Source organism: Ralstonia pickettii, assembly GCF_016466415.2.
Classification (GTDB): Bacteria; Pseudomonadota; Gammaproteobacteria; order Burkholderiales; family Burkholderiaceae; genus Ralstonia; species Ralstonia pickettii.
On record NZ_CP066772.2, the window covers coordinates 1005470 to 1029987 of the forward strand.

General features: G+C 63.4%; 20 protein-coding genes. 15 read left to right on the forward strand and 5 right to left on the reverse strand.

Going from position 1 to position 24518, the window contains the following annotated elements; all coding sequences use genetic code 11:
• Positions 1 to 22 precede the first annotated feature (22 nt).
• Positions 23 to 1564, forward strand: a complete 1542-nt coding sequence (locus tag RP6297_RS20775) for a methyl-accepting chemotaxis protein (RefSeq protein WP_009240634.1) — start codon at positions 23 to 25, stop codon at positions 1562 to 1564.
• A 119-nt stretch (positions 1565 to 1683) separates the two neighbouring features.
• On the opposite strand, the gene RP6297_RS20780 is transcribed toward RP6297_RS20775, so the two are convergent.
• From RP6297_RS20780 to RP6297_RS20800, 5 genes are all read right to left on the reverse strand, one after another.
• Complete coding sequence (locus tag RP6297_RS20780; RefSeq protein ID WP_004627393.1) at positions 1684 to 1992, reverse strand: H-NS histone family protein; 309 nt, start codon at positions 1990 to 1992, stop codon at positions 1684 to 1686.
• A gap of 399 nt (positions 1993 to 2391) precedes the next feature.
• Positions 2392 to 4479, reverse strand: coding sequence for a putative bifunctional diguanylate cyclase/phosphodiesterase (locus RP6297_RS20785; RefSeq protein ID WP_009240635.1), 2088 nt, complete (start codon positions 4477 to 4479; stop codon positions 2392 to 2394).
• Between the two features lie 304 nt (positions 4480 to 4783).
• Positions 4784 to 6037, reverse strand: a complete 1254-nt coding sequence (locus RP6297_RS20790; RefSeq protein WP_009240636.1) for a helix-turn-helix transcriptional regulator — start codon at positions 6035 to 6037, stop codon at positions 4784 to 4786.
• Between the two features lie 131 nt (positions 6038 to 6168).
• Positions 6169 to 7842 (reverse strand): ShlB/FhaC/HecB family hemolysin secretion/activation protein, encoded by a 1674-nt coding sequence (locus RP6297_RS20795; protein ID WP_009276949.1) that lies wholly within the window; start codon positions 7840 to 7842, stop codon positions 6169 to 6171.
• Between the two features lie 269 nt (positions 7843 to 8111).
• Positions 8112 to 9659 carry a collagen-like triple helix repeat-containing protein gene (locus tag RP6297_RS20800; protein ID WP_009240638.1) on the reverse strand — a complete coding sequence of 516 codons (1548 nt, stop codon included), beginning with the start codon at positions 9657 to 9659 and terminating at the stop codon, positions 8112 to 8114.
• 488 nt (positions 9660 to 10147) lie between these two features.
• Between RP6297_RS20800 and RP6297_RS20805 the strand changes: the two genes are divergently transcribed.
• The 14 genes from RP6297_RS20805 to RP6297_RS20870 all read left to right on the forward strand — a co-directional run bounded on the left by RP6297_RS20805 (position 10148) and on the right by RP6297_RS20870 (position 24504).
• Positions 10148 to 11269, forward strand: coding sequence for a collagen-like triple helix repeat-containing protein (locus tag RP6297_RS20805; protein ID WP_009240639.1), 1122 nt, complete (start codon positions 10148 to 10150; stop codon positions 11267 to 11269).
• Positions 11270 to 11834: 565 nt separating this feature from the next.
• Positions 11835 to 12014, forward strand: a complete 180-nt coding sequence (locus RP6297_RS20810; protein WP_009240640.1) for a Flp family type IVb pilin — start codon at positions 11835 to 11837, stop codon at positions 12012 to 12014.
• A 96-nt stretch (positions 12015 to 12110) separates the two neighbouring features.
• Positions 12111 to 12575 (forward strand): A24 family peptidase, encoded by a 465-nt coding sequence (locus tag RP6297_RS20815; protein WP_232295851.1) that lies wholly within the window; start codon positions 12111 to 12113, stop codon positions 12573 to 12575.
• A gap of 64 nt (positions 12576 to 12639) precedes the next feature.
• Positions 12640 to 13143, forward strand: coding sequence for a TadE/TadG family type IV pilus assembly protein (locus tag RP6297_RS20820; protein WP_009240642.1), 504 nt, complete (start codon positions 12640 to 12642; stop codon positions 13141 to 13143).
• Between the two features lie 52 nt (positions 13144 to 13195).
• Positions 13196 to 14119: a Flp pilus assembly protein CpaB gene (cpaB, locus tag RP6297_RS20825; RefSeq protein WP_009240643.1), complete on the forward strand. Its 924-nt coding sequence runs from the start codon at positions 13196 to 13198 to the stop codon at positions 14117 to 14119.
• Positions 14112 to 15476: a type II and III secretion system protein family protein gene (locus RP6297_RS20830; RefSeq protein ID WP_009240644.1), complete on the forward strand. Its 1365-nt coding sequence runs from the start codon at positions 14112 to 14114 to the stop codon at positions 15474 to 15476. Before cpaB ends, RP6297_RS20830 begins: the two co-directional genes overlap by 8 nt.
• A gap of 9 nt (positions 15477 to 15485) precedes the next feature.
• Positions 15486 to 16829 (forward strand): AAA family ATPase, encoded by a 1344-nt coding sequence (locus RP6297_RS20835; RefSeq protein WP_009240645.1) that lies wholly within the window; start codon positions 15486 to 15488, stop codon positions 16827 to 16829.
• Positions 16826 to 18181: a CpaF family protein gene (locus RP6297_RS20840; protein ID WP_009240646.1), complete on the forward strand. Its 1356-nt coding sequence runs from the start codon at positions 16826 to 16828 to the stop codon at positions 18179 to 18181. Before RP6297_RS20835 ends, RP6297_RS20840 begins: the two co-directional genes overlap by 4 nt.
• A complete protein-coding gene (locus RP6297_RS20845; protein WP_009240647.1) occupies positions 18174 to 19100 on the forward strand; it encodes a type II secretion system F family protein in 927 nt (308 codons plus the stop codon). Before RP6297_RS20840 ends, RP6297_RS20845 begins: the two co-directional genes overlap by 8 nt.
• A gap of 9 nt (positions 19101 to 19109) precedes the next feature.
• Positions 19110 to 20099 (forward strand): type II secretion system F family protein, encoded by a 990-nt coding sequence (locus RP6297_RS20850; protein ID WP_009240648.1) that lies wholly within the window; start codon positions 19110 to 19112, stop codon positions 20097 to 20099.
• A 1-nt stretch (position 20100) separates the two neighbouring features.
• Complete coding sequence (locus RP6297_RS20855; RefSeq protein ID WP_009240649.1) at positions 20101 to 21024, forward strand: tetratricopeptide repeat protein; 924 nt, start codon at positions 20101 to 20103, stop codon at positions 21022 to 21024.
• Positions 21021 to 21350 carry a DUF3613 domain-containing protein gene (locus RP6297_RS20860; protein WP_009240650.1) on the forward strand — a complete coding sequence of 110 codons (330 nt, stop codon included), beginning with the start codon at positions 21021 to 21023 and terminating at the stop codon, positions 21348 to 21350. Before RP6297_RS20855 ends, RP6297_RS20860 begins: the two co-directional genes overlap by 4 nt.
• Positions 21351 to 21369: 19 nt before the next feature.
• Positions 21370 to 23073 carry a TadG family pilus assembly protein gene (locus RP6297_RS20865; RefSeq protein ID WP_009276944.1) on the forward strand — a complete coding sequence of 568 codons (1704 nt, stop codon included), beginning with the start codon at positions 21370 to 21372 and terminating at the stop codon, positions 23071 to 23073.
• Positions 23074 to 23088: 15 nt separating this feature from the next.
• Positions 23089 to 24504, forward strand: coding sequence for a sigma-54-dependent Fis family transcriptional regulator (locus RP6297_RS20870; RefSeq protein ID WP_009240652.1), 1416 nt, complete (start codon positions 23089 to 23091; stop codon positions 24502 to 24504).
• Positions 24505 to 24518: the final 14 nt, after the last annotated feature.

Sequence of the window (24518 nt, forward strand, 5' to 3'; positions counted from 1 at the left end):
GAAAACGCTTGGAGGAAGGAAGATGAATCGACTCACGCTTCGTCAGAAGCTGTGGCTGCCACTTGTCCTGAGTTGGCTTTGTCTGTTGTTGATCACATTGTGGAGCACCTGGGAGACCCGCACCCTGCGCCTGGAAGAACGCCAGCGCGACTTGCAGAACATCAGTGAATCCGTATTCAGCATCATCAAAGACTACGGACAGATGGCGCAAGACGGTAAGCTCACCGCCGACGAGGCGCGTGCCCAGGCCCTCGCGCGCATCAAGATGATCCGCTACGGCAAGGATGGCTACTTCAGCATCAACCAGACCAACTCGGTGATGGTGATGCATCCGATCAAAGCCGAAATGAACGGCAAGGACATGTCGGGTTTTACCGACCCGGCAGGGAATCATCTGTTCGAGGAAATCTCTCGCGTGGGCAAGAGCGGCGGCGGCTTTGTCGATTACCTATGGCCCAAGCCCGGCGCGGAAGCGCCGCAGCCGAAGAAGAGCTACGTGCTGTATTACCAGCCTTGGGACTGGTGCCTCGTCACGGGCACGTATATGGACGACATCGAGACCGCATTCCACGCGTCGCTAGTCAAGGCGCTGGGGCTGCTGTTTGGTGTCGGCTTGCTGATGACTGTGGTGGTCGTGGCCGTTACGCGCAGCCTGCAGCGCCAGTTGGGTGGCGAGCCCGCTTATGCCGCCCGCATTGCCGGCCGCATCGCCGCGGGTGATCTGGCTGTGCCGGTTGAAACCCGCTCGGGGGATCGCGACAGCATGCTCTACGCCATGGCGCAGATGCAGCGTGAGCTGACGGGCACGATCGGCAACATCAAGAGCTCGGCGGATTCCATTGCCAGCGCCACCAAGCAGATCGCTGCCGGCAATGCCGACCTGTCGCAGCGTACGGAGCAGCAGGCCTCGTCGCTGGAAGAAACGGCGTCGAGCATGGAGGAACTGACGAGCATCGTGAAGCAGAACGCCGACAATGCGCGTCAGGCGAGCACGCTGGCCGTCAATGCGTCGGATATTGCGGTCAAGGGCGGAGAGGTGGTCGGGCGCGTGGTCGAGACCATGTCCGGCATCAACGAGAGCAGCAAGAAGATTGCCGACATCATCGGTGTGATCGAGGGCATCGCTTTCCAGACCAACATCCTGGCGCTGAACGCTGCCGTGGAGGCCGCCCGCGCGGGCGAGCAGGGCCGAGGCTTTGCCGTGGTGGCGGGCGAAGTGCGCAGCCTGGCGCAGCGCTCGGCGAGCGCTGCCAAGGAAATCAAGGACCTGATCGGCGATTCGGTGGGCCGGGTGCAGAACGGATCGGCGCTGGTGGAAGAGGCTGGCGTGGTGATCCAGGACGTGGTGACTGCCGTGAAGCGCGTAACGGACATCATGGGCGAGATCTCGGCGGCGTCCGACGAGCAGAGTTCCGGCATCGAGCAGGTCAACCAGGCCGTGAACCAGATGGACGAAGTCACGCAGCAGAATGCTGCGCTCGTGGAGCAGGCTGCGGCCGCTGCGCTGTCGCTGGAAGAGCAGGCGCAATTGCTGCGTACGGCTGTGGGGCGCTTCCAGGTATAACTGCGCCTGACCACGGTCAGCCAGACATGCAAAAGGCCGGCAAATTCGCCGGCCTTTCTCTTTGTGGTTTCCGGCGCGCCTCTTTGTGCGGGCTCGGAATGCCGCGCTGGAAGCGCTGCTCAGGCGACCAGAAAATCCTCCATCTTCCGGCCCGACGAAAGCTCCTTTACCAGCCAGCCCGGGCGCTTGCCACGGCCCGTCCAGGTATTGCCGTTGTTGTCGCGGTAACGCACCGGCACCTTACGGCCAGCCTTCTTCGAGGCCACGGCACCCTTGGCGCCAAAACCGAGGTCTTCGGCGGTCAGGCCGTATTCCACGATCTTGTGCTTGATTTCAGCGATCACCGTCGCTTGTTCATTTGCCCGAAGTTCATCGGCTTGGCGCTGCAGTTCAGAGATCTTCTGAACGATTTCCTTGTAAGTCGGCATTATGGATTCCTCAACTTTGCAATTGAAACGCGGGCACGCTCCCCGTAGCCCAGCGCATTATAACGACTTTGCCATTGAGAATTGAATTTCGTTAAGACCTCATGTCAACGACGTGGATTTTCTGCCTCACTTTACTTTGCGCTAACCTGCATGGGATGGGCGTTTACGCGATGTGTCGAAATCGTAAACATATGAACCATTGCAAAACCATTGGGCCATATTGCAATCGAGGCAACGCACCAACTACGCAATCCCTATTCAATTCTTTTCTTATGTGACTGCTTCATTGCTTCGGCAATTGCCGGTGGTCTTGGCCTAATATCGGCGAATGCGAAGATGAAAGGTTGCTGAAGCGTGATACCGAATGCGTCAAAATGGCGCATTTTCTGTGCCGCCTGTTCAGGCGTACTCGACTCCGAGCAACCCTTGAAAATCCTTGGCTGGCATCGGACGCGCCAGCAGATAACCCTGAACCTGGTCGCATTGCAGATTCACCAGGGCCTGCATTTGCGCTTCGGTTTCCACGCCCTCCGCCACCACGGTCATGTCCAGCGAGTGCGCCATCGCGCAAATGGCGCGAATGATGGCGGCTGCCTCGGGCGGATTGTCATCGAGCGCGGAGACGAATGCGCGATCGATCTTGATCTGCTGGGCGCGAAATCGCTGCAGATAACTGAGGCTGGAATAACCGGTCCCGAAATCGTCAATGGCCACCTCGAAGCCGAGCGACTGGATCTGACGGATGACCGCGATGCTTTGGCTGGCATCGCGCATGGCCGCGGTCTCGGTGATCTCGAACATCAATCGATGTGCGGCAACCTGATAGCGATGCAGGATCTGCGACAGACGCTGCACGAGATCAGGTTGCTGGAATTGCCGTGGCGAGAGGTTGACGGCAATGCGCTGCGGCGCCATACCGATGGCATCCCAGTGCATGATCTGGCGACAGACTTCTTCGACCACCCAGTCGCCCAGTTCGACGATGGTGCCGGTGCGTTCTGCCAATGGGATGAACTCCGCTGGCGACACCGGGCCAAGCTCCGGGTGGTTCCAGCGCAGAAGTGCTTCAGCGCCCGCCATGGCCTGCGTGCGCGCGTCGTACTTCGGCTGGTAATACACCGACAGCTGCCCGTTGAGGGCCGCATGCGAGAGCGCACGTTGGATCTGCAGCACGCGGTGTGCCGTGGTGTTCAGGCGCGGCTCGAAGAAGCGGTAGGCGTTGCCGGTGGATTGCTTGCAATCGAACATGGCCGTGTCGGCATGTTCAAGCAGCGTGTCTGCCGTCGCGCCGTTGTGAGGATGAACGACTACGCCAATGCTGGCGGTCGCGCGCAGGCGCCGGCCTTCCACTTCCACCGATTCACGCAGGCGGAACAGCAGCTTGTCGCCAATGGTGGCGGCAGCCTCGGGCAGCGCCAGACCTTCAACGAGGATGCCGAATTCGTCGCCGCCAAGGCGTGCCACGGTGTCTTCGCCGCGAATCGCCTGGCGCAGGCGCTCGGCAATGATCTGCAGCACACGGTCACCGGCGTTGCGGCCGTATTGGTCGTTGATCTGCCCGAAATTGTCGAGATCCAGATAGAAGAGGGCAAACGGACGCCCGCGTCGCGTGGACGACAGGATTGCCGCCTCCAGCGCTTCGCGCAGATGCAGGCGGTTCGGCAGGCCGGTCAGCGCGTCGTGGAGTTGGGGCCGGGGCGTCTGGTTTGCCACGCGCGCCAGCGAAGCTTCCAGGTGCGCCTGCGCCGAGTCGACACGGGTCTCGAGCATCATCAGCACCGCGTGCAGGCCCAGTGCGATCAACACGCCGCCGGCGCTGAGCATGATGACGGGCACGATATGCATCGTTGATTCATCGGCCGGCCAAGCGGCGGCGCACGGCCACAGCACGAGCGATAGCACCGCAGTTGTCGCCAGCACGGCTGCGGCACGTGCGCGCAGACCCACGGCGGCGCGGCGCTGCGCGGGCGGCATATGAAATGCCATGCACATCGCCAAGCACACGCCTGCACCAAGCACCAGCGTGCCGCCGCCCCAGCCAAGCACGGCGCGGCGCAGCGACAATGCCTGGTCATGCACCCAGGGGCGTGTCAGATACAGCTCCATCGTCAACAGGCCGATGCCAAGCGCCACGGCGCCCATGGCAATGCTGCGTCGTTGCGGAGCCGGTGCGCCATTGGAAGCCGAAGTCTCCGGCAACACGATAGAGAAAGCTGCCAGCGAGGCCGCCAGCGCTGTCATGAGTGTCGCCACAATGGGCGCGGATACGGCCGCACCGACCTGCCGATGCAGGCCGAGCTGGCCGAGCCAAAGTCCCGACCACAGCCCAATGCCAAGAATGACCGCACAGGCGATGCGCCAGTTGCGGCGTTTTGCGATCGTCGAGCCCCCCGGCAGACGTGTCGCAGCGTCCAGTGCGGCAAACGTGGTCAGCCCAGTGCTGACCCACGCAAACAGCAGCAGCGCAATATGGAAATCGTTATGCATGCGAGCGCATCCGGCGCGGCCCCCCGATCTACGACCAGCGCCTAGTCTGTGTTTTGCGGCGAGGATAGCGCAAAAGCCTGTCGTTTCAGGCCGCGAAAAGGCGCGTTTGTTGCGCGTTATTCACAGAATGCGTCGGGATCATTCGCCGTTACCGCTTCGCATCAAGCAAGCATGACGGCGCCACGCCTGTCTTGGGGGATCGGCAGAAACCGCCGAAACGTGAGCCGGGTATACGCGGATGGCTCGCCGCTCGTGATTGGGCGTTGGAAGTCAGGCGAAGGGGGGAGGAAAATCGCGCACGGACTCAGGCGTTGAGGCGGCCCCGCCGGCGCGCAGCCGGAGTGGCAGCGCCAGCACGTTCCAGATCGACGCTGGGCAACAGATGCAGCAGGCGCACAAGCTCAGACTGGCGATGCGTGCCGGTCTTGCGCAGGATGTCACGGATGTGCACGCGCACCGTGTGCAGCGAAAGGAATTCGCGCTCGGCAATTTCCTGCAGGGTTTCGCCTGCGGCCAGCCGTGCGGCGACGATGCATTCCTTGTTGGTCAGCCCGAAGAGCGAGGCGAGCACGCCGGCGTCCATGACGGACCGTGCCTCGGAGTTGCCGACCAGCACCAGCGCCAGCGGCGAGGCCCAGGCCGAACGCATCGCATCGGAAGGCGTGAGCGGCGTGGCAATGAACGGTACCGGGCGGCCATCGCGCGCCAGGTACATCCACGATCCGGCCGCGCCTTGTACGCCGAGTGACCCGGCGGCATGTTCGATGAGGTTACGAAGCGCCGCGTCGTGTGTGTGATCAGCCGAATGCAACAGGTTGCCATCGAGCGACAATCGGTCGTCTTCCGTCGTCATCGTGCGCGCCCAGGCGTTGGCGTATTTCACGCGCATGGTGCGCTCGATGACCATCACGCCGAAGTCGAGCGTATCCAGCCCGGCCATGCCGAGCGCGGCGAGTTCGTTCAGCTCAAGATTGCGCTGCTGCATGCGCGCAGCCCGCTGCAGGTGCGGCAGCACGCGCTGCAGGCGGGTTTCGCGTTCGATGGTGCTGACTTCGGATGCATCGTCATCGCGGGTCCGCAGCCGCATCGTGACGCGCATGTCTGGCGTATCGATCAGTGTCATGCCTGCCGCAGGCGTCTCTTCGGGCGGCGCGGCGCTCAGCAGTTGCGGATCGTGACAGAAGCTGTTGCAGTGGCCCGGCTGCGGGCAGTGCTGGCACCAGCCCGACGAAACGCCTTGGCGCGGCGTGTCGGTGTGCTTGTCCCAGACGAAATAGTGTGCGCTTTCGGCGCCGGCATACACAGAAAGCAGGGCCAGGGCGATCGGCATCTGCGCAGGCTCGAGTACCGCTTCGTAGATGGTATCGACGAGTCGATGGAATTCTGCGTCATCCGATAGACGTTGCAGCATGATGGCCCCCGGTGCGTATTGCGACAGCTCAGAGTGCAATCCCTTGCTGTCGGCATGTTGCGGCGCGATGCCGCCGTCGCTGTCATGATTATTGTTGTTCTGCGCGACTTCTGTGGTAATCGGCAACTCTTTGGAAAAACTTAACATTCCGCTTTCGATGCTCCCAAATTCCGGCGGCGATGTATCTCCCCCTTGAGAGGGGAGTATGGGCGACTTTCAGCGCTGAAAATATAAAAAATATAAAAAATTCGTGCACATGTTCACAATGCTGGCGTGCGTCAGTTGAACTGATACGTATAGGCTGCGTTGAACCGCAGGCTGCGGGAGCTTGAGTTGATCGGCTTGTCTCCCACGGGGCGCGCGATGGCCAGGTCCAGCGTGTAGTACTTCCGATCGGAGAAGCGCACGCCCAGAGCAATCGAGCCGAGCTGGTCATGCACCAGCGTGCCTGCGTTCGAATAGACCTTTGCGGTGTCGTACAGCACGTAGGGCTGCACGGTCTTCAGATAGTCCATCGATACCTGGAATGCGCGGTTGATTTCCACCGATGCGCCCCAGCCGCGATCACCTGCCACTTCACCGGCCGGATAGGCGAGGCCGAAGAATCGTCCGCCAAAGCTGATCTGTTCCGAAGACGGCAGCACCGCACCGCTGTACTGCGCCGCTCCCGACACCACCACGCCAAAGCCCAGGGGCAAGTCGTGGGCTTCGCTGGCGGTGACGCGCGTGCGCAGGAAGCCCAGGTCAACGTTGTTGTTGGGCGATTTGCCTGCGCCAAGACTATTCACGCCTTGGTACACGCCAAGCGAGGCACGGCGCGTCTCGCCTGGCTTCACTTCGGTGTACAGCGCTTCGGCGCCCGCCACGCGCACCTTCGCATCCAGTTCGGTCTGCGCAAAGCCCGGGTTTTGCGGCGTATAGCGCTGCTTGTCGTCGTTGCCGTAGAAGGTGCCCGTCAGCGTGAGGTTGCGGGTGTTCGACAGCAGTACCGGATAGCTCAATGACAAACCGAGCCGCTGCGTGTCGGTCAGGTAGCGCGATTGATAGCCCAGTTGCTCCAGCGGCAGATTCTCGGGCATGCCGCGATAGTGCGACCACGTGAGCTTAGCCAATAGCCCATCGGTGCCAATCGGCTGCGCCCACGTGGCGGAGTAGAACGTTTCATGGTCCGGCCCGCGCGGCTGCAGGGTCGACACAGTGATCTGCTCGCCCAGCGGCGTCACGCTGTTGAGCGTGCCCGTGATGATGGCCCGCACACCCGGCGAACGGTATTCGATGCCCGTCCCGATCGTGTACGGCTGGCGCTTCACGTTCAACACGAGTTCGCTCGCACCATCGGTGGTGGTGGGCGGCTGCACGGTCGCGGTGATCTGCACGCCGGGTTGCAGGGCCAGCACGCCCGTCACGCGCTCGAATGTCTCGCGGCGCAGGGGCTTTTCATCCATCAGGCGCCGAGAGATTTCGCGCAGGCGGCCTTCCAGCGGCCCAGGTGTCCCTTCGATCCGCATGCGCGCCACATAGCCCTCGACTACGGTGACGCGCACGACACCGCCTTCAAACGTTTGTGCGGGCACAAAGGCAAACGACAGCGGGAAACCGCGGTCGGAATACAGCTTGGTGACCTCGTTCGCAGCCTGCAAGAGTTGCGCGACGGTGATGTCGTGTCCGGCCAGCGGCGCGAAATACGCCGCGACCTCTGGAAACGGCAGTGTCTTGACGCCTTCGATCTGGAACTTGGTCGGCGTGAGATGCGTGGCGAGCAGATTCTCCAATGCCGGATTCGGTCGCTGAACCTCGACCTGGATTTTCTGCTGGGGCGGACGGGAAGTATCGACCTTGGGAAGCGTGTCGATCGGGTTGCCTTGCGTTGGGCTGCTCTGTGCCCAGCTCAGTGCCGGGCCGGTCAGTGCTACGCCTGTGGCCAGGGCCAACCGCATGGTGGTGGTCCGCACGCCTGTCTCCTCCGTGGTATTCGTTTGTGGTGTCGCGATGCCGTACAGCCGCGCGTTGCATCAAACGATAACCGCGAGACATGGTGCTTTACAACAAGACACATAGAGGGAGCGTTCACGCGGCGCAACGGCCCACGTAGATACCGATGGTGCGTGGCCGCGCCCCCGCGAACCGAATGACGATGCCGCATTGCACGGCATTGGTCCGTTTGAAACGCGACAGCGGCGGGCTGGCGTGATAACCGGCCCGCCGAAGCGTTGACTGTAGATCAGTGGTGCGCGCCGCCCAGCACGCCGCCCACCGTGCCCAGCAGACCGCCCACTGCGCCAGTCACCGGCGAGAGCGGCGTTGTCGCACCTGCTGACGTCAGGCCCGTACCCACCGTGGTGACCACGCTGCCAACCGGCGCCGTGATCGTGCTGACCGGGCCCAGCGGGTTGCCGGCACCACCTGCTGCACCGCCCACGCTGCCCAGCGCGCCGGTAATCGGAGCGAGCGGGTTGCCACCACCCGTCGCCCCGCCCAGCCCACCGAGTGCACCAGTAATCGGAGCGAGCGGGCTGCTGCCACCCGTGGCGCCACCGAGACCGCCCAGCAGACCGGTGATCGGAGCGAGCGGGCTGGCGCCGCCGGTGCCACCCAGACCGCCGAGTGCGCCGGTAATCGGAGCGAGCGGATTACCGCCGCCAGTCGCACCGCCGAGACCGCCCAGCAGACCGGTGATCGGAGCAAGCGGGCTGGTGCCGCCAGTGCCGCCAAGACCGCCCAGTGCGCCAGTAATCGGGGCGAGCGGATTGCCGCCACCCGTCGCACCGCCGAGGCCGCCCAGCAGACCCGTGATCGGCGCCAGCGGGTTGCCGCCCGATGCCGTCGGCGAATACACGACGCCACCCAGCGCGGCGACCGTATTGCCTGTGGCCATGACCACACCACCCAGGCCGCTGACCACCGGAACATTGGCCGAAGTGAGCGTGGTGCCGCCCTTGGCTACGGCGCCGCCGATCGTACCCAGCAGCGTGTTGGCCGGCGAACCCAGGCCGGTGGCCGCGCCCAGCGTTTGCGTACCACTGGTGACCTGCGAAGTCAGCGGCACGATCGCCGTGCTCAGCTGTTGCGTGAGTTGCTCCACGGGGCCAGTCGACAGGGCCGTGCCGAGCGTGCCGCCGCCGTTGGCCACCGCTTGGCCGACTTGCGAGACCACACCGGCCAGCGGCGTTGTCACCGGAGCTAGCGGTGCCAGCGGGCCGGTGCCCAGGTTGTTGACCAGCGTGCCGGCGCTCGTGACGGTGTTACCGGCACCGGTCACCACATTACCGAGGCTGGAGACCGTGGTGCCCACCGGGTTGGCATTACGGCCGATGCTGCCCAGCCCATTCTGCACGCCAGCGCCCAGCGCAGAAACTGTCGCGCCGGCGTTTTCGACGACTCCGCCCAAGCCGCTTTGGACACCGCTCAGTTGCGAGGGCAGCGGCGCCGTTGCGATCGTCTTGCCAAGACCGCTGACCGTCGAACCGGCGCTCGTGACAATGCCGCCCGCATTGTTGAGGACAGCGCCAGTCGGCGTCAGCGGCGCAGGTGCCGGAGTCGGGCTCGGGCTCGGGCTCGGGCTGGGTGAGGGCGACGGAGACGGCGAGGGGGAGGGCGAAGGCGACGGGGAAGGCGAGGGCGTTGGTGTTGAGCCACCGTTGTTGTTCGAGCCGCCGCCATTTGAACCGCCCAGTGAGCTGCCCAGGTCGCCGGAGCCGGAGCTGGCGCAACCACCCAAAACCAACAGGCTTGCCATGGTGGCGGCCAGGCACTTGATATTCTTATTCATGATGGATCTCCCGTTTTAAAAGTCCGCTTTAGTCAGCAGGAAAAAGTCTCACTCTCGACGTGAGGTGGCCGGACTCTGCAAACGGTGTGCCATGTCACCATTATTACGCACTGTGTAATGCTGTATCTGAATTTGCCCCGTTTATCTCGATAAAGCGGGGGAATTGTGAAAACTAATCAGAATGCGGAATTTACATACCCCACAAAAGTGGGGGTTAAACGTCTGCTTTCGGGGTTATGTCGGCGATGGATGTGTTCCGTGTCACGTTACGTCGTAACGCTGGGAACATGGATTTGGGTGGGGTAACGGTCGGCGCTCAAGTTAGGGAAACACCTGACGCGGTGCCCGTAAAACCAACACACACGCCGTCCTTTGAAAACTGAGCGCTATTTCTAATGCGGTTGGCATGCGATTTGCAGAATGCGGCCCGCAGTCCGCAGTACCGAGCTCAGACATCAAGACACATCATTCCAAGAAGGGGACGGACCATGACTCACATTCGACACTCCATTCGCGTTGCGCCGTTGGCCTGCGCAGTTGCCGCACTCATGCTGGCGGCTTGTTCTTCGGGAGGCTCCGGCTCGGGCAGTTCGCCCAATCCGAGCCCAAACGACACGACGGGCGTAACGCCCATCGGCAAGGTTGCAAACGGCGGCGGCAACACCGTTGTGGCGACCGGCCAGGCAGTTAGCAGCCTTGGCTCGACGCTTCAGAACGCAAACATTCCGGGCTTGTCGGATCAGGCCAAGGCTGGGCTGGGCGGCACGGTCGGCAACGCCGGCAAGGCTGTCAGCGATCTCGGTCTGGGCGTCCAGACCGGGCTTGGCAAGATGGGCCAGAACCCCAACCCGATCGGCACGACGGTGGCCAGCACGGGCAATGTCGTGACGGATCTGGGCCAAGCCACGGTGAGCGCCGGCTCGCTGGTGCAGGGCCTCGGCCAGGGCTCGGGCGCACCGCTCGCGCCGATCACCCAACCTGTGGGCGGTGGCGTTCAGCAAGTCGGCCAGGCTTTGATTGGCGGTGGCACCCTCCTGGGTAGCGCGTTGTCTTCGGGCGCGGTCCAGCAGGTGACGCAGCAACTGAGTACGGCGATCGTGCCCGTTACCACGCAGATTAGCGGCGCCACCCAGATGGTCGGTGATTCGACAGGTCTGGGCGGAGCCCTGAACAACCTGTTAGGGACCGTTGGCGGTGGCGTCGCCGGCGCCGGAAACACCATCACCGGGACGGGCGTGCCAGTGGTCTCGAACCTGGGCCCGGTAGTCACTTCGCTTGGTGCCACGGTCGCGGCAGTCGGCGGCGTCGCCACCACTGGCGGTTCCGCCGGCGGCAACCCTCTGGGCGGTCTGCTCGGTGGGGTGGGCGGCAGCACCAGCGGCTCGAACCCGCTGGCGCCGTTGACAGGCCTGCTGGGCGGCGCTGGTGGCTCCAACCCCCTGGCCCCGGTCACCGGCGCGCTGGGCGGCGCGGCCGGCGGCAGCAACCCGCTGGCGCCTGTCACCGGACTTTTGGGCGGCGTGACGAGCGCTGCCAGTGGAGCATCGGGCGGCAACCCGCTGGCTCCCGTTACCAACTTGCTGGGCGGCATTGGCAGCCCGGTGCACTGAGCAGTACCTGTCTGTGCTCTTGAAGGTGCGCGGGCGTGTTCCCGTCGCTCGCGCATCCTTTTTTTTGCTTAGACAGAAATGGGGAGCGTTTAGACCAGCCGCGAGTATTAATGGGAAACCCGTCCAAATAATCAGACTGGTCTCGGGTTCATTAAGGGATTTCCATTAGTTTTCAAAGAGTTGGCGTGTTATTAATAAAATTAAATAGAGACTTCACTCTAAATTGGGGAAAGTACCCCAATTGAGTTATTTTGTTTGCGGCGCCGCACGCCTATAAAGTCGTTACGGTGTGTTACGTGACATAGGTGACACGCTGGAAAAAATGGATGTTCATGGGGGGTGGGCGGTGATCATCGGGCGCGTTCGGGACACTGCGTTCGGTGACATTCGAATTTTGTTCCATTAGTGGAACGACGCGAGCGGAGAATTTTTGCTGGTCGTGTCATCGCAGTAAATCCCCATGCGTTTTATCCGTGATTAGCAAATATGAACTGGCTAAGGTTGGAGCGCCGAAAGCTGGTCGAGATCAACACATCCGCGGGCGAGTGCAAACAGGAGAGAGATCATGAAAAACGCCATTCTGAAGTTCCTTCGCGACGAACAAGGTGCCACTGCCGTTGAGTACGGCATGATCGCTGGTCTGATCGCAGCGGCGATCACGGTCATCGTGGGCAAGCTGGGTACGCAGCTCAACACCGTCTTCACCAACATCTGTACGGCCGTCAAGGGCGGGACTGCCTGCTAGAGCTTGGGATTGCATAGCCACATCGATATTGCTGGCTGGGCAAGCGTCGCAGTTCTCGCAGTTCTTGCAATCGCATTGGACATTCGCTCACGGCGCGTGCCGAATTGGCTCGTCGTCGCGGGGGTCATGTTGTCCATCGCTCTGATCAAGTTCGGTGGAGTGCAGGACCTTGCCTATGACTGGCAGGATTTCTGGCTCGGCGGAGCGATCGCGTTTGCCTGCTTTCTGCCGCTGTACGCCCTCGGCTGGATGGGCGCCGGCGACGTGAAGTTTTTCACGGTCGTCGGCCTCCTGGCAGGCTGGCATGGCCTCGTGGCCGTATGGCTTGTCTCGAGCATGATCTCCGGCCTGCACGCGCTCGGCATCATGATGCTGCGCCAGCTTGACGCATCTTCTCCATCGGCATGGATCGTGATGCGCGTGTGCCCGGCTGTCGCACGCTGGGATACCGCTCAGGCAGGGCGTCGAGGCATTCCGTACGCCGCCTACATGGCAATTGGTCTGCTGAGCCTGCCATGGGTGCCTCCAGTAATGCGCATGCCGTGGCTGCCGGGCATGTAGTTCAGACAGTTGAAGCGATGAACAAGAGCCGCCAAGCGGCCTGCCTATAAGAAAGGAGTCGGCCATGCCGACATTGCAACGGGAACGGGAAGGTGCTCGCATGCACCCGGAAGTCCGCACGCATGCTGTCCGCCGCCCCCGGCGGCACGGCGGCCGCGGCGCAGCTTCAGTCGAATTCGCCATCGTCGTGCCGGTGCTGCTGGTGCTCATGCTTGGCATCGTGTACTACGGCGTGATCCTCGCCATGCAGCAGGCGCTGACCCTGGCGGCGGAAGAGGGCGCACGCGCGGCGCTCCGCTATCAGCCTTCCAACACACAGCGTGTGGCAGCCGCCTATGCGGCCGTGACGTCAGTACTCCCCACCTTCCTGACCGGGCGGGTCCAGACCAATCAGAGCAGCACCCCGCTGGTGAATTGCCAGAACGTGGCGGGCATGCAATGCCTGAGCGTGGTCCTGACATTGCCCGTGACCTCCGGCAACAACCCGCTGCTGCCCTCGATACCGCTGTTGCCCGCACCGGCTACGTTGACGGGCTCTGCCGTCGTGCAGCTTGTGCCCGGCTCCTGACGTTTTTCAGTTCGCTGACCTTCTCGATCGACCGCTCGGACACGCCGCCCAGATGACCAGCAAACACCTTCAGATCTTCGCCGCCGCGCTATTGCTGCTTGCCGCCATTCTTGGCGCCGTGGCGTGGAAGTCGGCGCATCGCCCACCGGCGCCCGTGGCCGAGCAGAAAGATGGCAAAGCGGTCTATCCCGTGGTCGTGACCACGAAACCGCTGGAGGCGGGCAAGCCCATCACCGCAGACCAGGTGGCCATCGAGCAACTGCCCATCAATCCGGCCGAAGCGTTTTCCGACGTCACGAAGGTCGTCGGGCGTGAACCCATTCTGCCGGTCGGCGTGGGTGTGCCGCTGATTGCGTCGCAACTTTCCTCCGGATTGGCACAGCAGGTCGAGGCCGGCCAGCGCGCGGTTGCCATCAACGTGGACGAGGTGATCGGCGTGGGCAATCGCGTCATGCCGGGCGATTACGTCGATGTGTTTCTCGTGATGCGTAAGGACGGTCAGGAGATCGAAGACAGCCAGGCGCGCCTGCTGCTGCCGCACCTGCGCGTGCTGGCGTTCGGCCCGCTGGCGGTCAACGAAGGGCCGCAGAAGCAGCCGGAGAGCAACAACGTCACACGCAAGGTCGATCAAGCCAAGACGGCCGTGCTGGCCGTGCCGGTGGAGGCTGTCAGCCAACTGGTAATGGCACACCAGAGCGGTCGTCTGCTGCTGGCGCTGCGCAACCCAGGCGACGACGCCGAACCGACCGTCAAACCGCAGGATGCCGCATTGCTGGCAGCCGCCAATCGCAACCCGATGGACGTTGCACAAGCCGGCGTGTCGATGGCCAGCCTGACGGGTTCGGCGCGCAGGCTGGTCGTTGTGCCGCCGCCGCTGCCGGCCATTGCCGCGGCCCGCACGACGGTGCGCAGCAGTACCGCCAGCACTGGTGTCGAGATCATCCGCGCAGGAAAACGTGAGGAGCAACATGACTGATGCCGCCATGGTTCGCGGTTGGATGGGCGGACTCGCGTTGGGCTGCGCCGCCTTCGTGTCGAGCGCATTTGCCGAGACGGCACCGACCGGCCAGACGCTTCATCTGCTGACGGGAAGCCAGCGCGAGATTCGCCTGGGCAAACCGCTCGAACGCATTGCCATCGGCAACCCCGAGATTGCCGATGCCCTGTTGCTCAAGGGGCGAGGTACGGCCACGAGCGTTTTGATCATCGCCAAGAAGCCGGGTGCGGCCAACGTGATGGTCTGGACGCAAGGCGGCGTTGCGACGACTTACAACGTGCAGGTGGACGCCGCGGCGCCTGTGCCGGGTGACCCGGCAGTGGTTGCACAGGGCGATACGGCGGTTGTTTCAGGTCAGCCCAAGGATGTTTACGCACTGGCCCGTGCGCGCCGTTCGGCCGCTGCAGCCAGCGGCGCAGAAAAACCTAAAGATGGCAACGTCATCGACACCACCTCGATGAACGTGCCAGGTACGGTGCAAGTCGACGTGCGGGTAGTGGAGTTCAGCAAGACGGTGCTCAAGGAGGCCGGGTTCACGTTTGGTCGTACGCGCGGCGGTTTCGATTTCCGGACATTTGCGCCGTCGTCGCTCTCCAAGGTCACGTTTGGCTCCAACGGTTTGTCTACCGAATCCACCATGCCGATCGGTTCGGCGTTCAACCTGCTGGTCTCCTCGGTCAGCAAGGGCCTCTTTGCCGACCTCAGTTTGCTGGAATCAAACGGCATGGCGCGTGTGCTGGCCGAGCCAAGCCTGGTTGCCCTGTCAGGCCAGAGCGCCAATTTCCTGGCCGGTGGCGAGATTCCGATTCCAGTGCCCCAAGCGCTGGGTACCACGACTATCGAATACAAGCCGTTCGGCATCGGGCTGACGGTGTCGCCCACCATTCTCTCGGAGAACCGCATCGCGCTGAAGGTGGCGCCTGAAGCGAGCGATCTGGATTTCAGCCGAGGCGTGACGCTCAACGGTGCGACGGTGCCGGCCATCGTCACGCGCCGTGCCGATACAACAGTTGAACTTGGCGATGGCGAGAGCTTTGTCATCGGCGGGCTGGTCAGCCGGTCCACGCTGTCCAACGTCGACAAGGTGCCGTTCCTGGGTGACGTGCCGGTTATCGGGACGTTCTTCAAGCGCCTGAACTACAACCAGGAAGAGCGGGAACTGGTGATCATCGTCACGCCGCATCTGGTCAAGCCGATGGCACGCAATGCGCCGATCGACAAGATGCTGCCGGGACAGAGTAGCGGGCGGGATCGCGATACCGCGGGCGATCCCGTGTGGCGGCCGTTCGCGCTGGGGGTGGCAGATCCGGCCGCCATGCCTGGGTTCTCGAAGTAAGGGGCGGGCATGGACTATTTCCTTCTGCACGGCGGCGCACGTGGCGGTAAGCAAGGCGACGCACAGTCGGCAGGCGTACACCGCTGGCTGGCCGCGGCAATTCGCGAGTTGGGCGTGCTGGTGGCCGAAACCACTGGCCACGACGCGTTCATCGAGCAGATTGGCGCAGTGAACCCCGAGGTGGTGTTCGTGCGCTTTGCCTCGTCTCCCACACTGATCGACGTGCCAGATCAGGACCAGAAGCTGGGCGAGGGCGCCGACGCGATCAACGAGGCGATGCAACTGGTCGCGCAACTTGCGCGTCTGTTTCCGGGCTTGCCGCTGGTGGCCGTCGGTTCCGCAGCCGATGGCCGCGCGATGCTGGCGGCCTTGCGCGCCGGGGTCAAGGATTTCGTTGACGTGGATGGGGCGCCGGCCGAGGCCGTGCGCGTTGTCCGCCGTTTGTTGGCGGAGCGCGCATCGGCCGAGCCGACCCGCCGTGGCCGCGTGCTGGCCGTGTTGGGCGCACGCCCAGGCGTGGGCGCCACCACGTTGGCCACCAATCTGGCCACGCTCGTTCGCCGCACATCGGCCAGTGATGTGATGCTGCTCGACCTGGGGCAGCCGCTGCGTGACGGCGCGCTCTACCTGAACGTGCAGGCCAATTTCCATTTCGTCGAGGCGGTGCGCAATCTGCGCCGCTTCGACCAGGTGTTCGTGCAGACCGCGCTATCGCGTCATCCGAATGGGCTTGCCGTCCTGCCGCTGCCGATCTCGCTGGCCGATATGCGCGACATTTCGTTCTCCGAAGCGCTTGGCCTGCTCAATCGGCTGCGCACGTTCTTCGACCTGCAGGTCGTCGACCTGGGCGGCTTCGGCAACATCGACTTCATTGCGCAGATCATCAAGGCCGCCGACGACGTCATGCTGGTGACCGAGCAGAGCGTGGGCGCCATTGTCTCGGCCGCCGAGCTGATGCAGGAACTCAAGAAGCGCGAGATTGACCGGGACCACCTGCACCTGACCATTTCGAAGTTCGACGCACGCCTGTCGCTGGACGCGGCACAGATCGCGGAGCGATTGGAGATCCCCTCGGTGCTGACGGTGCCGAACCGCCGTGAAGCCCTGGTCATCGCTTCCAACCAGGGCGCGATGCTCGCGGAAACGCACCCCACCGATGCCTATGTGCGCGCGCTTGCCCGGATTGCCCAGACACTCGGCTATGCCCAGCAGAGCGCGCACGCGTCTGCGTTGTCGAGCTGGGTGTCTGGCGTGAGTGCTCGATTGGGCGGACGCTTTGGCGGACGCTCCAAACGCAAGTCGGCAGACGCCACTGAACTGGATATCGGTACTACCGAACGGAACGCGACATGACACAGCCCATCGAGTTCTCCAACCAGGCGGATGCCGGCAACGGCGTGTTTGCCGTTTCGCAGGCTTTCCAGGACATCAAGGAAGCCGCCCACGAACACCTGCTGACACGCATCGAAGAACTTGGCGCCGAGTTCGGCCGTTGGTCGCGCACGGCCATCCAGCGTTTTGTCGATCTGGAAGTGGAAGGCTTCACGCGCATGCGCCGCATCCCCGTCAATGAGACGGAGATCCGGCAGATTGCCGAGGCGCTGACAAAGGAGCTTGCCGGCTTCGGCCCCATCGAAGACCTGCTGGCCGATCCGGCGGTGGAAGACATTCTCGTCAACGGCCATCTGGACGTTTATGTGTCGCGGCACGGCATTCTGGAACGCATTCCGGTGCGCTTTGCCGATAACAACCACCTGCTGCGTATCGTGCGCCGCATCCTCGCACCGATCGGGCGCCGGCTGGATGAGTCGAACCCGATGGTCGATGCACGCCTGCCCGACGGCGGCCGCATCAACGTGGTGATTCCGCCGCTGGCGCTGGAAGGGCCGGTCGTGTCGATCCGCAAGTTCCGGAAAGACCCGCTCAAGCCTGAAGACCTGCTTGGCCTGGGCACGATGAGCGAAGAGATCGGGGCGCTGATCGATTCTGCTGTGCGCGCGCGCTGCAACATCCTGGTAAGCGGTGGCACCAGCTCGGGCAAGACGTCGCTGCTCAACGCAATGGCGTATCACATACCGACGACCGAGCGCGTGATCACCATTGAAGACACGGCAGAGCTGTCGCTCAATCACCCGCACGTGGTGCGTCTGGAAAGCCGGCCGGGCGGCTTCGAGGGCACGGGCGTCGTTACGATCCGAGAGCTGCTGCGCAACAGCCTGCGCATGCGGCCGGATCGCATCATCGTGGGCGAAGTGCGTGGCGGTGAAGTGCTGGAAATGCTGCAAGCCATGAGCACCGGCCACGATGGCTCGATGGGCACCATCCACGCCAGCAGTCCGCGCGAATGCCTCTATCGGCTCGAGATGCTGGCCGGTTTTGCCGGCTTCCAGGGCAGTGAGGTGAGCCTGCGCCGGCAGATCACCAACGCCATTGATTTCATCGTGCAGATCGGGCGGCTATCCAACGGCAAGCGCCGCATCCTGTCGATCACGGAAGTCACGGGGCTGGGGGACAACATCATCTCGACGCAGGAGCTGTACCGCTACGAGCCCTACATCGGCCCAGACGGCGAAGAGGTCGACCGCTGGACGGCGCTTGGCCTGCAGCCGCATTCGCCCAAGCTGGCCCGCATGCGCAACAGCGAAGGCGGCGGGATGGATGGCGGCATGACTGGATTTGGCGGCGGAGGCCGGTTCCATGTCTAGCATGACGCTCTGGTTCGGTTGCCTCGCGCTGCTGCTGATGGGCGCATCGCTCATGCTGTGGGCGGAGGCCGTGCGCCGTTGCGAGCGCGAGGCATCGCGCAGCTTTGTGCGTGCGCAGACCGAGCAGATCAACGCGCGTTATCAACCGAATGTGGAGCCCGTGCCGGCAAGCGTGCCCGACTCGTTGAATCGCGCCTGGCAGGATGCACTGCGCCGCGCGGGCATCGAGCCGAGCCGGCGTTTTTACGTGCTGTTGATTGGCCCAGCGCTGATGATTGCGCTCGCGGTCTGGGCGATGTCGAGCGCTCTTTCGGCCCTGACGGCGCTGGCGCTCTACGTGGTCATCGTCGTATTCCTGATCTGGAACCGGACCCGGAAGATAAACGAACGCCTGCTGGCGCAATTGCCGGGCTTTCTCGATGGCGTGGTGCGGCTGATGAGCATCGGCAGCGCGGTGCCCGCGGCGTTTCAGGCGGCCAGCGCCAACACCGAACAGCCGCTGCGCAACTGCCTGACTGCCATCACGCAGATGCAGCGCGCCGGCAAGGACCTCGACGCCGCGGTGCTGACCGTCGGCCAGCAGTACCGCGTGAACGAATTGGTCCTGCTGTCGTCAGTGCTGCGGCTCGCGCTGCGCTACGGCGGCCGGGCAGACATTGTGATGGAGCGAACGGCTGCATTCATGCGCGACCGGCAGCAAGCCCAGCGCGAGCTGTTTGCGCTGTCGGCGGAGACGCGGTTATCCGCGTGGATCATCGGGCTGCTGCCCGTCGTGGTGGGCGGTGTCATCATCATGTTCAACGCGGCGTACATCATGTCGATGTGGCGCGATCCGTTCGGCAAGACCTTGATTCTTACGGCTTTCGGCATGGAAGTCCTGGGTGCGGTCATGCTGGCCAGGCTGGCGAAATCGGTCTGAGGAGAGCGCATGGACGAAACCTTGATCACCCTCAGCCTGACCGCAGCGGCCGCGGCCGTGCTGGTATTCGGTGGGCTCGCCCTGCGTGCAACGCTCACGCGACATCGCAGCGCACGCAAGCTCGATACGGCGCTGTCCGACATGCGCGCGACGGCGGCCAATCCGGCCGCGCCCGCAGCGTCGCCGGTTGTGCCGCCCGCCGCTAGACCGCGCCCGCATGGCTCGCGTGAAGCCCAGCAGCTCCAGCAGCAGATCGCCAAGGTGGGGCAGCGCTGGATCGACACAGGCCTGGGCCGCCGCATCGTGACTGAGGAAGACCGCAAGCTGCTCGAAGAATGCGGTTACTACGGTGAACACGCCAGAACGGTCTTTGGCGGCACCCGTATCTTGCTGCCCCCGCTGCTTGCCGTATTCGGCGCATTGCACGCGTCATCGGTCCTGTTTGTGTTCGTGTTTGGCTTTGTCGGCTTTGCGCTGGGCTACCTTGCGCCGAAGTGGCTGCTCGGACGTCGGAAGGAAAGCCGCCGGCGCCGTATGGATGATGAGCTGCCGGTCATGGTCGACATGCTGCGGCTGCTGCAGGGCGTCGGCTTGTCGATTGACCAGAGCCTGCAGGTGATTGCCAACGAATTCCACGGCATGCTGCCTGTGCTGGCCGGTGAATTTGGCCGCGCCAACCAGCAGTTCGCCTCGGGCCGCCCCCGCGAGCAGACGCTGTTGCGCATCGCGCGCCTGTTCGACAACGAAGACCTGAAGGGCCTGATCACGCTGCTTACCCAGGTGGATCGCTTCGGCGGCGCAGTGCAGGAGCCGCTGCGGCAGTTCGGCGGGCGTCTGCAGGAGAACCGCCGCGCGCGGCTGAAGGAGCGTGTGGGCAAGCTGACCGTACAGATGACGATGATCATGGTCATGACGCTATTGCCCGCGCTGCTGATCATCACTGCAGGGCCGGGGTTCATGGGCGTCATGCGCAGCCTTCAACAAACCGGGGGACATTGAGATGACACGCTTCCCAAACACCACGCGTGCCAGCTGGGCCGGTGTGACCATGTTGACCATCCTCCTGGCCGGCTGCGGCTCGATGGCCACATCCGACATGAGCCTGCGTGCCGATGCCGACATCGAGATGGCACGTCAGCGCCAGAGCCAGGAGAAGGCAGAGATCACCAGCCCGGCGACGTATCTTTCGCTGATTCACAGGATGCAGGAGCAGGGCCTGTACTACGCGTCGCTCGCGCATATCGATGCCTACCAGCAACGCTATGGCCGCGCCCCCGAGATCATGCTGCTGCGTGCTGACGCACTGCGCGAAACCGATCAGCTTGCCGCTGCCGATGCCGAATACCGCGCGGTGGTGGCAGCAACGTCCGCCATGGGCGCAGGCACGCAAGGCGGACTGCTCAATGCCGCGGCGTGGCGCGGCCTGGGCATCGTGGCGGGGCGTCAAGGCAACTTTGCCGAAGCGGCTCGCCGCCTCCAGGTGGCGGCTCAGGCCAATCCGACCGACGCCAGCACAGCCAGCGATCTTGGCTACGCGCTGATGCGATCTGGCGAGGTCGAGCAAGCCCGCGTGCCGCTGATGCAGGCGCAGCAGATGGCCGCCGCCAGCCCGAAGATCGCCGGCAACCTGGTGATCTGGCTGACCGTGAATGACCGCAAGGACGATGCCGCATCGCTCGCGTCGCACGCCCAACTGACGGCATCCGCGCGCAAGGCGATTGACGAAGACGTGGCACGCGTGCGAGGCGCCTGGCGCGACCGGCGTATCGCTCGCGACGCGGCGGCGGATGCCACCCGTGCGGTGGCGCTCAGCCCGTCTGCCGCAGGCGTAGCCAGGACGGCCACGCCCGCTATCACGACCCAATCCCGTCCGCTGGCATTGCAGCGCGGCCGCTTGCTTGACACCTTGGAGACCGCGCAATGATCCCACGCTTTCTGATGGCTGCCGGTATGGCGGTATGGCTGATGAGCAACCCGGCTGGCGCGCAAGGCTTTTCGGGCGGCAATCCCCAGAACGCTACGCAAGCTGCGCCCAACGTGGGTAGCAACATGGGCGATGCCACTCGCGCCTTGCTCAAGGCGCAACGCGATGGGACGTATGCGGGCGAGTTCGTCCCGTTACGTGGGGAGCAGGCCGCGCTGGCGTACCAGCGCTACCTTGATTCGTTCAGTCGACCGATGCCTGGCCTGTCGCAGACGGCTCCGAGTGCGAAGTCGACAAGCTCGAGTCAAGCCACTACCGCACGTTGACCCTTCACAGAACGCCGCTGTGACACGAGCCACCCTCCGCCTTCGTCGAGCCGCTAAGCTCCGCAGCCGTCTGCGCGGCGCGGTGAGCGTGATGACGGCCACCTTTATCGCCACGGTTGGTCTGGCGGTGCTGGTGTCGATCGACATCGGCAACCTGTTCAATACGCAGCGCGCGTTGCAGCGTTCCGCCGACCTCGCGGCCATGGCGGCCGCACAGCGGCTGGATTTGCCTGCCGCTGCACAACAGGCGGTGGTGCAGAACGGGCTGACGGTGGATGGCACCAACGTCACGCTGGCCGTCGTGCCGGGCGTATGGGATGCGAGTGCGGGCACGCCGCCCACGTATTTCACGGCGCAGGCTGCAGTGGACGGCAACACCAACGCCGCGCAGGTGACGATCACGCAGAACGTGCCGTATTTCTTCATGGTGGGCCGGCGGCAACTGACAGCGACGGCGATTGCGAAGAACACGCCGGTCGCGTCGTTCTCGTTGGGGTCTGGGTTGGCGTCTGTGAACGGTGGCCTGCTCAATCAGCTTTTGGGGAGCCTACTTGGCAATGCCAACCCCTTGAGTCTGAGCCTTGTTTCCTATCAAGGTCTGGCGAACACCAACATCCGCGTGGCTGACTTGATGACCGCGGTGGGCGTCGGCACCGTCCAGCAATTGCTGTCGACGCAACTGACTTTGACGCAGTTTTTTAATGCAGTCATTTCAGCTGGCGCACAGAACGGTTTAGCCGGAATATCGGCTGGGACCGTAGCCGCTCCGAATACATTGGTCCTTGGTCCCCTGCTGAGCGGCACGACCATCAATATGGGTAATAGCGCTGGAACGCCGGGTGTTTTGCAATTGCTTGCAGCCGTAGGGAATGACCAATCGGCGGCGGATGCCACGTTAAACGTGCTGGACCTGTTGATGACGGCGGCCCAGATTGCCAATGCTCAAAACGGGGTAGCCATTTCGACCAATCTGGGGTTGCCTGGCGTGGGGGGGCTGCCCGGCCTGGTCAATGTGGCGCTGTCGCTCAAGATCATTCAGCCTCCAGTGATTGCGATAGGCCCCCCGGGTACCGACGCATCGGGGAACTGGCGCACTGTGGCGCGCACCGGCCAGGTCAGCCTTGGTTTGAATGTTTCCGCTTCGGTCCTCGGGCTTGCCAACTTGAACGTTCCTATCGGTCTGATTGCCGCCGGCGCTAATGCCCACTTCGAAGCGGCGCACTGCCCTGTCCCTCGCAGTGGTATCTCCGCCGATTTCGGCGGGCAGATAGCCCCCGTATCGCTTTGCATTGCCAACGGAGCCGCCACGGCGGCGAGTAGTATCAATGGCTACTCATGTCCTGCTACACCAGCGGTTGTGTTGCAAGCTTTAGGCGCGGACGCGATATCACTGCAAGCCAGTATCGCGCCCGCAGCCAGCGCTGGCTGGACACCTGATCCCACCACATTGAGCGTTGGGCAGACTACGCGGGTGTCAGGCACAGGAACCTTTTTTGCCTCGATTCTGAACGATACGAACCAAGTAAAGCTTCAGGTTCTCGGCTCGGGCGTTCTGAACATCTTGGGACTTTCGGATGTGATTGTACGAGCGACGCTTGGACTTGTCGGCCAGACCCTCGACGCCGTCCTCACCCCTCTACTCGAAGTCCTCGGCATCCAACTCGGCTACGCCGACATCAAACTCCTCTCGCTCGACTGCGACGCCGTCGAGCTGGTTTACTGACATGGAAGCGACGACATGAAAACCGATCGCTGGGCGTACGAAACGCTTGAGATTTTTGTCTGGGAAGGCCGTCACGACATTGCTGATCGTGTGGCGCGGTTCATGGCACCGTTTGGGGCGGAGGTGATCCGCGCGGGCGGGATCGATTTCCAGCCGGCCGAGCCTCGGCTGAAGCCCGCCGTGGCGGTGATCAGCGCATCGGTGGTCGAAAGCGGGGGCTTTACGGTGCTCGACTGGCAGGCTGCGCAAGGCATGCCGGTGATCTGGGTGGCGGCGGATACGCAGCATGATTCGAGCCGCTTTCCACCCGAGTACACGTACGTGCTCGGGCCGGATTTTGGCGCGACCGAACTCCGCGCGCAGATCAGCAAGGTCTTGCCGTCGATGTCGTCCGCGCAGGCTCAGGCGCAGGACCAGAGCGACCTCGTGGCTGCATCGCCGGCCATGCACGGGTTGCTGGAGCAGGTCGATACCTTTGCAGATTGCGACAGCAACGTCATGCTTTACGGTGAAACCGGCGCCGGCAAGGAACGCATCGCGCGCCTGCTGCACGACAAGAACAGCGTCTACGGCAAGGGGCCGTTTGTGGCGGTCAACTGCGGCGCGATTCCCGACGGGCTGTTCGAATCGCAGTTCTTCGGCCATGCCAAGGGCGCGTTCACGGGCGCCATGTACGCGCACCGCGGCTACTTCGAACAGGCCAACGGTGGCACGCTGTTCCTCGATGAGCTGGGCGATTTGCCGCTGTATCAGCAGGTGAAGCTGTTGCGCGTGCTGGAAGACAGCGAATGCACGCGGCTCGGCTCGACGGTGCCCGTCAAGCTGGATTTCCGCCTCGTGGCCGCCACCAACAAGAACCTGCGCGAGATGGTGGCTACGGGCAAATTCCGCGCAGACCTGTACTTCCGCCTTGCCGTAATCGAGCTGCGCATCCCCAGCCTGGAGCAGCGCGGCGCGGACGACAAGATCGCGCTGCTGCTCTCGTTCCTGCGGCACCTGCTGGGCGACAAAACCTTTGACGCCATGCCGCCTGTGCCTGAATGGGTGCGGACGTCGGTCGCTCGCGCCTACTTTGCCGGCAATGTGCGCGAGTTGCGCAACCTTGCCGAGCGCATCGGCATTACCCTGCGCCAGTTCGGCCGCTGGGACGAGGCCCGCATCCTGCCGCTGTTTGCCGGCCTGCAGCGCGATGCGTTCGAGCGCGAGGCGGGAAATGGTGGCAATGGCGGGTATGGCGATCGCGGTGGGGGTGGAAGTGGTGGCAATGGCGGCGAAGAAGAGCGCCGCCGTATCCTCGCGGCGCTGGACGCCAACAACTGGCGCCGCCAGGACACCGCCGCCACACTCGGCATCAGCCGTAAGGTTTTGTGGGAAAAGATGCGCAAATACCAGATCGCCGACGGCGAAACCGAGCTGCGCGAGCTGGAGTGATGCCATACAACACC

Coding starts and splice junctions, on each gene's coding strand:
- RP6297_RS20775 (WP_009240634.1), top strand. CDS start 23: ATGAATCGACTCACGCTTCGTCAGAAGCTGTGGCTGCCACTTGTCCTG.
- RP6297_RS20780 (WP_004627393.1), bottom strand. CDS start 1,992: ATGCCGACTTACAAGGAAATCGTTCAGAAGATCTCTGAACTGCAGCGC.
- RP6297_RS20785 (WP_009240635.1), bottom strand. CDS start 4,479: ATGCATAACGATTTCCATATTGCGCTGCTGCTGTTTGCGTGGGTCAGC.
- RP6297_RS20790 (WP_009240636.1), bottom strand. CDS start 6,037: ATGTTAAGTTTTTCCAAAGAGTTGCCGATTACCACAGAAGTCGCGCAG.
- RP6297_RS20800 (WP_009240638.1), bottom strand. CDS start 9,659: ATGAATAAGAATATCAAGTGCCTGGCCGCCACCATGGCAAGCCTGTTG.
- RP6297_RS20805 (WP_009240639.1), top strand. CDS start 10,148: ATGACTCACATTCGACACTCCATTCGCGTTGCGCCGTTGGCCTGCGCA.
- RP6297_RS20810 (WP_009240640.1), top strand. CDS start 11,835: ATGAAAAACGCCATTCTGAAGTTCCTTCGCGACGAACAAGGTGCCACT.
- RP6297_RS20820 (WP_009240642.1), top strand. CDS start 12,640: ATGCCGACATTGCAACGGGAACGGGAAGGTGCTCGCATGCACCCGGAA.
- cpaB (WP_009240643.1), top strand. CDS start 13,196: ATGACCAGCAAACACCTTCAGATCTTCGCCGCCGCGCTATTGCTGCTT.
- RP6297_RS20830 (WP_009240644.1), top strand. CDS start 14,112: ATGACTGATGCCGCCATGGTTCGCGGTTGGATGGGCGGACTCGCGTTG.
- RP6297_RS20835 (WP_009240645.1), top strand. CDS start 15,486: ATGGACTATTTCCTTCTGCACGGCGGCGCACGTGGCGGTAAGCAAGGC.
- RP6297_RS20840 (WP_009240646.1), top strand. CDS start 16,826: ATGACACAGCCCATCGAGTTCTCCAACCAGGCGGATGCCGGCAACGGC.
- RP6297_RS20845 (WP_009240647.1), top strand. CDS start 18,174: ATGTCTAGCATGACGCTCTGGTTCGGTTGCCTCGCGCTGCTGCTGATG.
- RP6297_RS20850 (WP_009240648.1), top strand. CDS start 19,110: ATGGACGAAACCTTGATCACCCTCAGCCTGACCGCAGCGGCCGCGGCC.
- RP6297_RS20855 (WP_009240649.1), top strand. CDS start 20,101: ATGACACGCTTCCCAAACACCACGCGTGCCAGCTGGGCCGGTGTGACC.
- RP6297_RS20860 (WP_009240650.1), top strand. CDS start 21,021: ATGATCCCACGCTTTCTGATGGCTGCCGGTATGGCGGTATGGCTGATG.
- RP6297_RS20870 (WP_009240652.1), top strand. CDS start 23,089: ATGAAAACCGATCGCTGGGCGTACGAAACGCTTGAGATTTTTGTCTGG.